This window comes from Enterococcus sp. DIV0802b, assembly GCF_050543535.1.
GTDB classification, from domain to species: Bacteria; Bacillota; Bacilli; order Lactobacillales; family Enterococcaceae; genus Enterococcus_D; species Enterococcus_D entomosocium.
Window position 1 is genome coordinate 1,602,568 of the sequence record NZ_CP172941.1, and the last position, 13,818, is coordinate 1,616,385.

Consider the following 13,818-nt stretch of genomic DNA (forward strand, 5'->3'; position numbering starts at 1 on the left):
GCGGATGTTTTTTTGTTTGGAATCGAATACAATGAAAGATAACACGATAAAAAGGGGTGGTAAAATGAAGAAAATCTTCCAACTTGGGATGTTGGTTTTTGTTGGTTTGATGGGATTTTTTGTCCTTCAACCATCAATTGCATTCGGACAGACATTTGTTCGCGATGATGCCGGGGTCCTTTCACAAGAGACGATCGAACAGATCGATGCCTTGAATAAAGAGGGGTTCCAATCATTGACTGGCGCGCCAGAATATGCTGTGATCACGATCCCTTCCTTAGATGGGCAATCGATTGAAGAGCGTAATTTGGAACTGTTCAATGAATATGGTTTAGGAAATCCAGAGGACAATAATGGACTATTGTTTCTCTTTGCCATTGATGATCGTGAATTTCGTCTGGGTTATGGCGATGGACTATCCTATGTCTTCAGTGAGCTATCGGAAGATGATTTAGTGGATGAAGATGCCAAAGACGCATTACGAGATGAAGATTATGATACAGCGATATTGGCAGCTTCTAATGAAGTCTATCAGCGAATGAAAGAAGCGGATGAAACGATTGGATTAGGGACGATTTATCAAGATGGCAATCAAATGTTAGCAGAAAAACAGGCACAAGAAGCAGAAGCCACTAAGCAAATGTGGTTCACTATTGGAAAAATCGTCAGTGGTGTTTTAGCGGCAGCAGCTGCAAGCCTTGTCGGGTTCATCAGTTTTCGCCATCTTAAAACCAAACGGCGATTTGAAGAGCACCTGCCGTTGCCGAAACATCTGTTAGAAGATAGTCACTTCCAACAGAAAGATTTCTTGAAATGGGCTAGCAATAGAAAGAACTATCAGCGTTACCATCAGTATCAGACAGCAAAAGATTGTCAACAAGCATTTACGCAGTATGTGACGAGTACTTACGTGCCAGCGAAATTGAGCTCGATCACCGGATTGTCGACTGCGGATAAACGAGTTATCCAACATGCCTTGACGAATCCAGCAATTGGCTCTTATTTTTCAAACTTGCTGATGAAGAAAAAAACCACGGTCAAACATTTCGTTCAGGTGATCCTTACACAACATGACACCTTAAAAACCTATGAAGCCCAATTAGGCAGGGAAGTGACTGAACGGATGGCAGACTACGATTTGACTGATGCGGTGTTACCCGAAAATCTGCCTTTAGCAGATGCTTATCGAGCAGAAATAGCCAAGCAAGCTAAAGAAGAGATCAGAAGACGCAATGAGCAAGGGCGATACTTAGCTCAACTTGTGACGGAAAAAGCGACCTATCCTGAGATGGTACAAGCCATTCCGAAAGAAGTTTCTAATGTTCTAGCGGAAGTGAAAACAGATGCCTTGTTCCAAGTTGACTTGAAACAGGTTTATCAAAATCACCCAGATTTAGCAAACAAATTATCCTCATTTGATGCTTCTGATCGAGCAGCAGTTTTAAATAATGCTCGCCAAGAGTATGACCCGCATGGGATGAATATGGCGTTGTTCTTTGTGATGATGAATAATCACGTGTCCCATCAAGAACAAGTCATTGCCGATACACAAAGTTCTTCGAATGATTTTGGCGGTTTTAGCGGAGGAAGTAGCAGCGGTGGCGGTGTTTCTGGTAGCTGGTAATTATTTCAAATGCTTTTTTAGTAAAGATGAACGTTCATTAACCTGTAACATATTCCTTTGTATTTTGGTTTGTGCAAATGGAATTGTTACAAGGTTAATGGCTTTTTTCTTGTGGAGGAAATCCCTTGATAAATAAGACAAACCAAACAAAGTGTGGTAAACTTTTTAGAGTTACAGAAAATGAATGGAACTTTCATTCATTTGAAAAAGGGAGAAAACGAGGGATATCATGTACCAATCTTACATATGGGATTTTGACGGAACACTTTACGACAGCTACCCAATCATGTTAAAAGCTTTTATTAAGACATTGAAGGAGTATGGCTTCGATCCAGATCCAGCGGAGATTTATTATATATTGAAAGATTCATCTTCCAAAAAAGTTGCTGAAAAATACAACTTAGATTTTCAAGAGTTCACTAAAGCATTCAAAGCAAATGAAGCGCTGGATGATCGTTTGCCGCTTTCCTTTGTAGGAACCAAAGAAACATTAGAAGCCGTGGTTGCTGCTGGTGGCAAGAACTACATTTTGACCCACCGCGATGTCGTTTCAACAAAAGAGCTGTTAGAAAAAGAACAGATGGCAGACCTGATCGTTGAGATCGTAGGACCGGAAAACAACTTTCCCCGTAAACCTGATCCAACTTCGTTGATTTATCTTGTCGAAAAATATCATTTAGACAAAGATCAGACCGTCATGATCGGCGATCGTACGATGGATGTTTTTGCAGGACAAGGAGCAGGTGTCAAGACGATATTTTATGATATAGAAGGTATCTTAAAAGATGTATCCGCCGACCATACCGTCCAATCCATGGCTGAAATACAAGAAATCATTAAGTCTTGAGAAATCAAGGCTTTTTTTGTGCAAAGAAAGTAAGACATTCATTACTTATGATGAACGGTATAAACGTGGTTCTCATTGGTCTTCTAGTCTCGGCACAACAAACCAAAAAGAAGTCACGCCATTTTTCGACTCAGCGCCATAATCGAAGGCGTGAGAAGTCAAAATGGTTTTCACGATCGCTAAGCCGATGCCGGTTCCTTCTTTATGTCCTGCTTGATGTTGGACGCGTTGGTATCTTTCCCAAATGAGTTCGAGTTGTTCTGGAGGGATATCTTTTCCGGGATTGATGACAGCAACTTTTGTTCTTGTAGATGTATTCGTTAATTTGATCAAAAGACGCTCGTTTTTAGGTGTATGGTTGATGCCATTGTTTATTAAATTACGCAAAACCTGTTCCATTTTGATGCGATCAAAAAGAGCAATCCCATTCTTACGATCTGCTTCAAAATCGACAGTGATGTCATATTGATTGGCGATCCCTCTTGCGTAGGCAACGACGGAGGAAACCACCTCGTATGTATTCCAGATTTCATTTTTAAGTTGTGTATAGCCTGCTTGCATGATAGAGAAATCCATGATGTCATCAACCATGGCACTCATACGGTGGGCTTCGCTGATAATTAGTTCCATATGTTCTTTTCGAAGGCGTTCGTCACTTCCAGAAACATCACGTACCATCTCCCCATAACCCGTGATCAACGCGAGGGGGGATCGTAGTTCATGAGAAACATTGGCAATCACTTCTTTTCGTAACACGTCTACTCGCTGAAGTTCTGTGCTTAAGTCCGCAACAGATTCAGAAAGTGTACCTAATTCATCGCCACGGTTTAGTTTGGGTACGGAATAAAGCTCTCCGTTGGTTAAGCGGATGATGGCTTCTTTGATGGTTTTGATCGGGCGAATAAAATGCTGTGCTAAAAAAAAGGAGATCGTTGATGCAAAAATTGTTAATATGATGGTGAATAGAAAGAGTTGCTGTCGATTCATGCTTTGAAGCGCTTCGATTTGAGTGATCGTATTGGAGAGCAAAAGGGCAGCTGGGCGTTGGAAAAGAGTCGTAGGAACGCCAATAAGAATGGCAGAAGACTTTTCAAAGTCTTCTACAGCACTAAGGCTCTCACCGTTAAGGACAGTGGGTGCATGAGATAACAACCAGCTGTATTCGTTGCTCAACCCATCTATGTTTAATTGTTGTCCATTGTTAAATGCCGCCAGAATTTCGCCATACTCGTCGACTAAAAAAAGAGTCCCAACGATCGTTTTACTGAGGAAAAGCAATGGATCTTCTGGTAAATCATCTGGATCTACTGCCATTTATTCAACAGCGGCAGCTGTTTCCTGAACTGTTTCTAAAAGTGATTCTTTCGTTACATTGATATAATTTGGTTCAAAGAGCAAAATTTGAACAGTCCATAAAAAAGCAATGCCAATGATGACCAGCAGCATATTGGCGGACCAAAGCCGCACGAGTAATTTACTTTTGATGTAAGTAAAACCTAACCGACTAGTCTTCATAATCAAATTTATACCCAACGCCCCAAACCGTTTGGATCAACTCTCGGTAATCCCCTAGACGCTCTCGCAAGGACTTGATGTGTGTATCCACTGTTCTGGTATCACCGAAATAATCGAAGCCCCAGACACCTTCTAAAATTGATTCTCGGCTCAAAGCAATATGATTATTTTTTGTCAAATAGACCAGCAGATCGAATTCTTTTGGCGTAAGCGGCAGAGGATTCCCTTTGATCGTTACAGTATGAGAAAAAACATTGACTTCGAGATCGCCATAAACGATCTTTTCGAACTGAAATTGACTACTTCGTTTCAACACAGCTTTGATGCGAGCCATCAGCTCTTTAGGGCTAAATGGCTTGGCGATGTAATCATCGGCACCAAGATTGAAGCCAAAGAGTTTGTCATACTCTTCCTTTCGAGCGGTAATCATGATGACTGGCGTGTTACAGCTACCTCTGATTTCCGAAAGCGTCTGAAAGCCATCTTTTCCCGGCATCATGACATCTAGGAGAATCAAATCGAATGAATGATTGGTTAATTTTTCCAAAGTTTCTTTTCCATCTGATGCTTCAAAACATAGATACCCTTCGATCTCCGCATAAGTTTTCACTAGGGCACGCATATGAGTGTCATCATCGACAATCAATATTTTTTGCAATTTTATTCACATCCTTAAAAATAATTTATATTATTTAAAGTATATCACAGCATAATCGCTGAATTAATAGGAAAATGACTCTTTGAAAAATAATTGTTCTTTCCCTCACAAGATCATCACAAATACCCAATACTATAGAGGTATATTCGATCGAAAGGGGCGCTTTGGCGATGTATGACTATCATATAGTCAAAAAGAAAAAAGCGAAGAAAAATCGTAAGCTTGTCGGTCATTGGTTATACATAATCAGTCTTGCGCTTTTTATGGGGTTTTCTGCACGTTTGATTTACATTGTTCAAGTCGGCGTGATTGCTGGCGTCTCTTTGTCTGAAAGAATAGAAAATTTATATTATAGTTCAAGATCGATCGAAACAAGTCGAGGGGCGATTTTTGATCGGCAGGGGACATTGATCGCACAGGATATTCTTTCCTATACTGTTCGAGCGGTTCTTTCTGAAGATTACATTGACAATGGACGACCCATGTATTTAGACAGAGCGCGCTTTGAGGAGACCGCAACGATTCTTTCGGAGTATTTACCTATTTCTAACGAGCAAGTTTTGTCTATCTTGACAGACGGTGCGAATCAAACAGATCCGCCTGTCTTTCAAGTGGAATTTGGCAATGTTGGCAGTGGTCTAAGTGTGACTACTCGAAATCAAATCGAAACGGCGTTTGATGCAGCTGGAATCAACGGTATCTATTTCGATGCTCGTTCAAGTCGCAGTTATCCGAATGGTATCTTTTCTTCACATTTGATAGGGACAACGTCAGATGATGATGAAATTCGAGTCGGAGTTTCTGGATTAGAATATGTACTGAACGACTTTTTGAAGAATCAAAATGGGCGAGAGTCTTTTCAAGTCAATGCTTCAGGGAATCCTGTTCCTGCAACCAATCAAATGGTAGAAGAAGGCGTAGATGGGAACGATGTTTGGACGACATTAGATGCTCATCTGCAGTTATTCACTGAATCAGTGATGGATGAGGTTATGGAACAAACACGACCAGAGAATCTGACGGCTTTATTAATGGATGCGAAAACTGGAGAGATTTTAACGATGGCTCAAAGACCTAGTTTTCATCCAGAGACCCAAGAAGGAATTGCGGATGAGCACTTTATTTGGCGTAATCTTTTTACGGAAGAGATGTATGAACCAGGTTCGACCTTGAAGCTGGCAACCGTTGCGGCAGCGATTGATGAAGGTGTTTTTGATCCGACGGAACGCTACAATCCTGTGAGTATGCAGATTGAAGATCGAGTCATCAACGACCACGACTCAGGAGCAAATGGTGAGTTGACGATGCGGCAAGCGTTAGCTTGGTCAAGCAACACTGGGATGGTTCGACTTCAGCAACGGATCGGTTTTGATGCATGGGCGCAGTATTTAACTGATTTTGGACTAGGTAAAGTTACAGGAAGTGAGCTTCCCGGTGAGGTGCCTGGTATCTTACCTTCAAGAAATCGGGTGGATTATGCCATGAGTTCTTATGGCCATGCGATTGGGGTCAATCAGATGCAGATGATGCAGTTATTTAGCGCATTTGCCAATGGTGGCGAGATGATTCGTCCGCAATTGATTCGGCAAGTGGGAGAAGAGACCCAAGTTTTTCCAGAAGTCGTTTCTCAGCCTATTTCACAAACAGCGGCTGATGCTGTATTGGAATACATGACCGATGTAGTGACGGATGAACGCTATGGCACCGCTTATGATGTATACCAACTGACGAACCATGAGATTTCTGTCAAAACTGGGACTGCTCAGATCGCCAATGAGAATGGTCAAGGTTACATGACAGGAGAGTTTGATTATATTTATTCGGCGGTCTCGATCTATCCAACGGATGATCCACAGTTTATTCTTTACCTCACTATCAAGCGACCAGAAGAATACGATCGTCATACCTTAGCTAAAATTGCCAATCCATTGATGGAGCGTTCGATGGCGCTGCAAAGTTTTCGTGAGTAAAAAAGTTTCTTAACAGGAGCTTAAAAAGACATAGACCATCTAAGAAGTTTCATGCTGCAGCTGGTCAATTTTCCACAGGAATGATAGTCTTTAGAAAAGGCAGGACGGTTTATCAGCGATCCAATCTAGGGATGAATGAGTGGATAAACGATCGCGCTACAGCTAACACATAATGATTCATTGACGGAGGTGTCATATGAAAAAAATAAAATTCTTAATCAAAAGCATTTTTCTCATCGGACTTCTTTATTTTGTGAGCCAGATGATTACATGGCAAGACGGGCGCTTGGCATTTCGGGATGCTCGACTCAACGAGATCACTCAATCTCTCTCGTCCCAATTTTCTCCTTCACAAGACACTTCAGCCAGGCCATCGGCAGAAACACCTGCCCAGACATATTTATATAATGAATCACGACAAGTGATCGAAGAAACCTTTGGAGAAGCGATCAATGAATCAGCGAATAGGTATGGGCTGAACTGGACTTCCTATCACGATGATTTTCGTAACTTCATGATGGTGATGTACGATGAACATGATATTGCGCAAGGGATCTATACGAATCAAGACACGATTCTTATCGATGACACGCTAGGTATCGGGTCTTCAAAAGCAAGCGTTCGTAATCAGATGGGTACGCGCCAAGAAAGTCTACAACGAGGATCAAGACGGTATCGCATCGATTCTGATGCCGACTATGATCTGTTCTTACAAGACGACCAATTGATTACTTTTTTCTATGATGTTCATGCCGAAGATACAGTGACTGCGATTCAAATCATCAATCGCTCGCTAGAAACACGCCATGCGAATGATTTTCGCCAAAATCAAGCTGCCATTTTAAGCGGCTTACGAACACAGTTATTTGAATTAACGAATGCCACCCGAGTGAAATTTGGTTTGTCGCCCCTTGGATTCAGTGAAGCAACCAGTGAGACTGCCGTCAAGCATAGCCAAGATATGGCAGAACATCGATACTTTGACCATATTGGGTTAGATGGATCGACTCCATTTGATCGGATGCAAGAAGACGGGATCAGCTTCACTGCTGCAGGGGAGAATTTGGCATTTGGCCAAGCCAGCAGTATTTACGCCCATCAAGGTTTAATGAATTCAGAAGGACATCGGGCAACGATTCTAAACGATGAGTATCAATTTCTCGGGATCGGTATTGCGATCGATACCAGCGAACAGCCATATTATACAACGTTGTATCACCGAGGATCGGCGTCGTGAATTCCTGAATTGCTTGAAACTGATTAGTTAAAAAACACTGCTCATTTGAGATTGCTGCGTTAGCAGCATCAAGTGAGCAGTGTTTTTTTGTCGATAAAATGGTGTGCAGCAGTATTGTTTAGTTTTGACGGTAGGCATGAGGAGAGCACTGATACTTCTTTTGAAACAGCTTATAGAAGAATGAGACATTTTTATAGCCGACTTGGTGTGCGATTTGTTCCACAGGCAGAGAAGAGCTTCTCAACAATAAACTGGCTTGATTGAGTTTTAATTCTTGAAGGATCGTCACAAAGGATCGACCAAGCTGCTGACTGATACGGCGACTCAAATAGCTCGGGTTGTATCCAAATGCCTCCGCAACCGAGGCTAGTGTGCAAGTAGCGAAATGTTTCTCCAGATAGTCCAACACTTCTCCGAGGTACAGTTGGTCACTTTTTTGCGACTCGATCCGTTGTTTTTCCTGGAAGTTACGAACGAGTTCGGAAAAAATAATGATCATATAGGAATGGATGACCTCATGAGAACCGAAGGAGGGATTAAAGAACTGGGCCAAGACCCCAAAAATCGCATCAATCAAATAGTCGTTGTTACTCGTTTCAAACACTAGGTATTGATTGTGCTTTTGGCTTTCAGATAACGCATTGATGGCAAAATCGGCGATCATGCTATTGGATGCCAACCGACTGAGCATCTGGGTGGAAAAGTACTCTTTGCTGATCAAAAAGTTAATAACAATGTCGTCTTGATTTGTTTCGATAATTTGGTGGATCACCCCTGTATCTAGTAAGCAAAAGTCACCTGCCTTTAGGATCACTTTTTTCTCATTGATCATGATCGTGACTGTTCCAGAAAAAACATAATTCATTTCGATAAAATCATGCTGATGTAGCGGCGTAGGAGAAAAGCGTGCATGTTTTAAAATCAAAAGCTGGCTTGTCTTAAGAAATCCGCTATCTTGCGGCCGTTTTCGTATGAGACGAGAAAGGTGTTTTTCGAATGTATATTGGTAAATTGGCTCATTTTTCTCAGTGTAGACTTTCTTGAAATCCTCATAATTGTATGGAAGGGATTGCGTCTTTTTAAGGGCTATTTCTTCGGTAGTCGTCAATTGTTGTAACTGCTGCAGAATGTTCTGTTTATCCATCGCTTTCTCCTTAGGTAAAAAATAGTCAATGAAATAGTAGAGTATCGTCATTGAAGACAGGTAGAGATAGTATATAATACTTGTATGATAGCGTTATCAATTATCATAATCCGGATGATAATAATAGTCAATAGTACCAGCAAATTCGAAAGAAATGGGGAATCACCATGAACCACGACAAACCATCATTAGGGGATAAGATCCAAAGTACCCTTGGTCCATTTGCAAGTAAAGTTAATGGGAATATTTATATTACTTCAGTTAGGGATGCAATGTTAGCTTACATGCCATTCACCTTTATTGCGTCGATCTTTTTAATTATTGCTTTTTTTCCGATCCAACAAGTGACCGATTTTATTACTATGGTGTTGCGAACAGAAGATGCTAGTGTCTGGCAAGAGAAATTGCTCTATGTCAACAATGCCACACTCGCAATCGGTGGTTTGCTAGTTGTCATTTCCCTCGCAAAATCACTCGCAGAAAAACTTGAAACAAACGTTTTGCAATGTGTCTTAACTGCTTTTGTTTCCTTTTTACTATTAACACCGTTGGATGCAAGGGAAGCAGGGAATTTTTTAGATATCACCCGCGTTAGCGCGCAATCGATGTTTTTAGCGATTATTGTCGGTATTTTTAGTACAGTTCTTTATAAAAAAATTGAGGGTAAAGGAATCAAAATCAAAATGCCAGCAGCGGTACCACCAGCTGTTTCTGGTCCATTCGAATCGGTGATTCCATCTTTTCTTGTCATCACGACGATTTGGGTCATCCGACTCATCATCGAAGCCTTATTTAACAGTGATGCCATGACGTTGATCAATGGGACCCTTGGGATTCCATTAACTATGTTAGGTGGCTCCCTAGTTGGAATGGTCGTTGTGAAAATTTTCGAGCAATTCCTATGGTTTTTTGGCCTTCATGGAACCTCGATCATTCAAGCAGTGATGGACCCAATCCATCAAGTCCTTGAAGACCAAAATCGTGTGGCATCAGTGGCGGGAGAGATTCCAACGAATATTATCAGTATGAGTTTTCGGAATCATTTTGCTTCGATTGGCGTCGTTGGTGCGATCATTGCTATTTTGATCGTAGCAAAAAGTAAACAGTACAAAGAGGTTGGAAAAATTGCTAGTGTTCCTTATATTTTCAATATCGGTGAACCAGCGTTGTTCGGGATACCGTTGATGTTGAATTTCAGTTTTATCATTCCTTTTGTTTTTGCAAATGCCGTCACAACGATCGTCGCTTACTTTGCTTTTTATTTCGGGCTAGTCCCGATCCCAACTGGGCTTGCGCAAATTCCGTGGACGACTCCGCCGATCATTAGCGGCTATTTTGTCACTGGTAGTATCATGGGCGCATTGTTACAAATCGTCTTGATCGTGATCGCAACGTTGATTTGGTTGCCATTTATCAAAGTTGCTGATAAGCAGATCTGTGTTGAAGAAGCACAATAACCCACGAAAGGAGCAGCTTATGAAAGAAACGATAACCATCAACGGAATGACAAAGCCATTAACAGTGGATTTAAATGATCCGATCCTTATTGAATGGCCGATGACCAATCACCAAGGCTACCGATTGCAAATTTTCAATGAACAGCAGCAAGCAGTGTATGACGTTTCCAACATAGCCGCTTCTGAGAATAAAATGGCGGTCCACTTGCCACAGCATCCGCAGCGAAAAAAATATCAAGTCAAATTGACCGCCGGAGCAGGAAACGATGTCACCAGTTACAGTAGTGTGTTTTTCACGATAGCAAAGCGTGAGAAACCTAAAGAAACCATGGGCAAGTGGATCACTCGCTTAGATGATCCCATTAAAAAAGAACGATTTTACTTTTCAGAAGAGAAAAATAGCTGCTTGTCTCGCTCTTTCACACTGGAAAAGTGTCCTTCCTATGCAGTGATTGATTGCTGCGGGCTTGGTTTTTATCGCTTGTCAGTTAATGGAAAAACGGTATCAGATGTTTATTTAAACAGTGATGTAACGAACTATGATCGAGTCGTCTACTATGATACTTATGAGTTAACTGATTTTTTACAGGAGGGAGACAATCGGATCGAAGTTGAACTTGCGAATGGCTGGTACAACCCTGCTCCGATTGAGATTTTAGGTCGGTATAACATCCGCAAACAACTAGCGATCGGCAAACCCTGTTTCTGGGGGGAGCTTCAGTTAAATGATGGAGGAGAGAATCGTTACATTTACTCAGACAATCAGTGGCAAAGTAGTTTTGGGCCTTATTTGCAAAACAATCTTTATATAGGAGAAATCGTTACCGATGTACCTGATCCTCGTCCAGAAGGAAAAACGGTACAAATTGCTGGACCCGCGGGACGTTTTAAGCCAAGCTTTATTCCAAAAATCAAGCGCACACAATCGATCGTTCCCCAAAAAATGACCGAAACTGCAGCGGGACTGCTCATTGACTTCGGTCAAATCATCAGCGGTCAATTTGCTTGTACTCTTGAGGAAGATTTCATTGGTCAGATCAGAATCAGCTATGCAGAAACATTAGACGAGCAAGGCAACCCTGATTATACGTCTACGATCAGTGGAACTTATGGCGTCTACGATCCCTATGAAGGGAAGCAGCCAGATGATCCTATCGTTCAACGAGACATCATTGAGAAAACGGCAGCGAAGACGTTCGTTTTTGAAAACCGCTACACGTATCATTCCTTTCGCTATGCGTTGATCGAGAGGAAACCTGCTGACAACCTTCAAGCGATTGTAGGAGCAATCAAAGCCTATCGCTTGCATACGGATGTGAAATCGTTGGTGACACTTGAAACCTCCGATCCTTTCTTGGATCAGTTATGGGCGGTTGGACAAGCCACGCGGTTGAACAACATCCACTCGTATTTTGAGGACTGCACTCGTGAGCGCTTTGGTTATGGTGGGGACATCGTTGCGTTACTACCAACGCAGATGGCAGATCTGGCGATTGAGCCGTTGTTGGAAAAAGTGTTGTGGGATTTTGCCAACGACCAACGATCGGATGGTGCAATGACTGCAACTGCGCCATTTGTAGGAATCATGACAAATGGTCCATCAAATGGTGGTGGTGCGTTAGGGTGGCAATTGGTAGTTCCAGAGCTTGCTTTGGCCTTGGTGAAGACCTATGGGAAACAAGCAGCGGTTGCCAAGCTGCGTCCACAGTTGGAAAGGCATCTCAACTATTTACTCGCTTTTGATTTTGATTATATCGCCCAGTGCTGTCTCGGCGATTGGGGAGCAATTGATGAAACTCAGCAAAACGGGGTTATTACTTCGCCAGATCAGTCCTTTTGCTCTGCCTGCATGTATCTGCTTCTACTACAGCGTTACCAAGAATTGATCGACTTGAGGATCATTGGTAACGAGGACTATTGTCAGCGAGTGACAGCAGCGATCCAGTACGCGACACTGCAAATCAAACAGAAGTTTTCTAAAGGAAATGAGCAATACGGTGCGGGCACCTTGTCTAGTATGGTCTTTGCAATGAAGACAGGACTCAGTGAGAAAAAACGAATATTGCCAAAACTAGTACAACGGATCAAGCAGCAAGAGGGTATTTTCTCTTTCGGCATCTTCGGGATGGCATGGAGTTATCAGTTGCTGGCTGAAGCTGGCTATAATGATATTATTTTTGATTGGTTAACGAGGAAATCTGCGCCTAGTTATGCAGCAATGCTGGCAAGCGGAAACGGCACTTTGATGGAACATTTTCCAACGCCGCAACATTCAGCCACTTACGAGGGTTCGTTGAATCATGCCATGTTTGCTTCTTATGGGTATTGGTTTGTCCGTCATTTATTAGGCATTCAGATGACAAGCGCTGGGATACTGATACAACCAGCCTTCGATGTACCTATAGCCCATGTCAAAGGCTCCTTACAAAGTACGTTTGGATTAGTAGCTTTAAGCTGGGAAAAGACTGATCGTACCGTTCGCTTAACGGTGGAGTTGCCACGAACATGTGGCTATAAAATCAGTCAGATGAAAGGTTTTAGAATAGTCAGTGAGAAAATAGAAGATGAGGGGGGGCGAAAAAAAGTTTCCTGCCTATATACGATTACTACTTAGCTAGTGAAAAAGTCGACACGTGGAAAGTGTTGACTTTTTTTCTGTCGTTTACTATCTTTTGCGTATTTCATCTATGAGGTGGTGAAAATGGATCGATGGAAGCTGTTCAAAGACTATTGGCGATTTGCAGTTGGTGGTGCTGTTTTGATGGTGTTGCTGATCATCTGGTTTGTACCGTTCTCGCAAAAAAAAGAAACAAACTGGCATTCAATGGCAGATGCAGCAGGTCAATCGTCTGAAATGGGGGAAGGTGGAGCCCTTCAAGAAGATAGTCTTCACGATGAAGAGTATGAGATCGTTATAGATGTCAAAGGGGAAGTGCACCAACCGGGAATTTATCGCTTGAAATCAGGTGCGCGGATGTATGAATTGATCGAACAAGCAGGTGGTCTGACAGAAGAGGCGTTAGAAACAGCCATAAACTTAGCACAAGTGCTACAAGATCAACAGATGGTGATCGTCCCTCATAAAGAGGATCAAGCGTTTATGGAGATGAATGCTTCAGGAGTAGGTGGCAGCCAAACAGCAGTGACACAAATCAATCTGAATCAAGCCAATGCACAGCAACTGCAAGAACTGCCAGGTGTGGGTGCCAAAAAAGCAGAAGCAATCATCGCTTACCGAGAAGAATATGGCTTTTTTAAACAGATTGATGACCTAAAAAAGATCACAGGCATCGGAGAGAAGACCTTTGAGTCCTTGAAAGAGATGATTACAGTGGCGGACTGAACCAAATAAATGTAAGAAATACT

At 42.1% G+C, this 13,818-nt stretch carries 9 protein-coding genes and 1 pseudogene; 7 read left to right on the forward strand and 3 right to left on the reverse strand.

Going from position 1 to position 13,818, the window contains the following annotated elements; genetic code table 11:
- Positions 1-31 precede the first annotated feature (31 nt).
- Both IGJ12_RS07615 and IGJ12_RS07620 read left to right on the forward strand, forming a co-directional pair.
- Complete coding sequence (locus IGJ12_RS07615) at positions 32-1,624, forward strand: TPM domain-containing protein (RefSeq protein WP_035007134.1); 1,593 nt, start codon at positions 32-34, stop codon at positions 1,622-1,624.
- A gap of 229 nt (positions 1,625-1,853) precedes the next feature.
- On the forward strand, positions 1,854-2,471 hold the full coding sequence (locus IGJ12_RS07620) for an HAD-IA family hydrolase (RefSeq protein WP_005236303.1): 618 nt from the start codon (positions 1,854-1,856) through the stop codon (positions 2,469-2,471).
- A 72-nt stretch (positions 2,472-2,543) separates the two neighbouring features.
- On the opposite strand, the pseudogene IGJ12_RS07625 reads toward IGJ12_RS07620, so the two are convergent.
- Positions 2,544-3,986: pseudogene (locus IGJ12_RS07625) on the reverse strand (ATP-binding protein).
- Entirely contained in the window at positions 3,976-4,644 is a 669-nt protein-coding gene (locus tag IGJ12_RS07630) for a response regulator transcription factor (RefSeq protein ID WP_005236299.1), read from the reverse strand. Before IGJ12_RS07630 ends, IGJ12_RS07625 begins: the two are co-directional and overlap by 11 nt.
- A 170-nt stretch (positions 4,645-4,814) precedes the next feature.
- Here IGJ12_RS07630 and IGJ12_RS07635 point away from each other — a divergent pair, with 170 nt between their 5' ends.
- Complete coding sequence (locus IGJ12_RS07635) at positions 4,815-6,614, forward strand: penicillin-binding transpeptidase domain-containing protein (protein WP_008381365.1); 1,800 nt, start codon at positions 4,815-4,817, stop codon at positions 6,612-6,614.
- Between the two features lie 196 nt (positions 6,615-6,810).
- Positions 6,811-7,851 (forward strand): CAP domain-containing protein, encoded by a 1,041-nt coding sequence (locus IGJ12_RS07640; protein ID WP_008381363.1) that lies wholly within the window; start codon positions 6,811-6,813, stop codon positions 7,849-7,851.
- Between the two features lie 118 nt (positions 7,852-7,969).
- Here the strand turns inward: IGJ12_RS07640 and IGJ12_RS07645 are convergent, their stop codons facing one another.
- A complete protein-coding gene (locus tag IGJ12_RS07645) occupies positions 7,970-8,995 on the reverse strand; it encodes an AraC family transcriptional regulator (protein WP_008381361.1) in 1,026 nt (341 codons plus the stop codon).
- Between the two features lie 167 nt (positions 8,996-9,162).
- Between IGJ12_RS07645 and IGJ12_RS07650 the strand changes: the two genes are divergently transcribed.
- The 3 genes from IGJ12_RS07650 to IGJ12_RS07660 all read left to right on the forward strand — a co-directional run bounded on the left by IGJ12_RS07650 (position 9,163) and on the right by IGJ12_RS07660 (position 13,795).
- Positions 9,163-10,452, forward strand: coding sequence for a PTS sugar transporter subunit IIC (locus IGJ12_RS07650; RefSeq protein ID WP_430619533.1), 1,290 nt, complete (start codon positions 9,163-9,165; stop codon positions 10,450-10,452).
- 19 nt (positions 10,453-10,471) lie between these two features.
- Positions 10,472-13,066, forward strand: coding sequence for a family 78 glycoside hydrolase catalytic domain (locus IGJ12_RS07655; protein WP_430619534.1), 2,595 nt, complete (start codon positions 10,472-10,474; stop codon positions 13,064-13,066).
- A gap of 87 nt (positions 13,067-13,153) precedes the next feature.
- A complete protein-coding gene (locus IGJ12_RS07660) occupies positions 13,154-13,795 on the forward strand; it encodes a helix-hairpin-helix domain-containing protein (RefSeq protein ID WP_008381358.1) in 642 nt (213 codons plus the stop codon).
- Positions 13,796-13,818: the final 23 nt, after the last annotated feature.

Coding starts and splice junctions, on each gene's coding strand:
- IGJ12_RS07615 (WP_035007134.1), top strand. CDS start 32: ATGAAAGATAACACGATAAAAAGGGGTGGTAAAATGAAGAAAATCTTC.
- IGJ12_RS07620 (WP_005236303.1), top strand. CDS start 1,854: ATGTACCAATCTTACATATGGGATTTTGACGGAACACTTTACGACAGC.
- IGJ12_RS07635 (WP_008381365.1), top strand. CDS start 4,815: ATGTATGACTATCATATAGTCAAAAAGAAAAAAGCGAAGAAAAATCGT.
- IGJ12_RS07640 (WP_008381363.1), top strand. CDS start 6,811: ATGAAAAAAATAAAATTCTTAATCAAAAGCATTTTTCTCATCGGACTT.
- IGJ12_RS07645 (WP_008381361.1), bottom strand. CDS start 8,995: ATGGATAAACAGAACATTCTGCAGCAGTTACAACAATTGACGACTACC.
- IGJ12_RS07650 (WP_430619533.1), top strand. CDS start 9,163: ATGAACCACGACAAACCATCATTAGGGGATAAGATCCAAAGTACCCTT.
- IGJ12_RS07655 (WP_430619534.1), top strand. CDS start 10,472: ATGAAAGAAACGATAACCATCAACGGAATGACAAAGCCATTAACAGTG.
- IGJ12_RS07660 (WP_008381358.1), top strand. CDS start 13,154: ATGGATCGATGGAAGCTGTTCAAAGACTATTGGCGATTTGCAGTTGGT.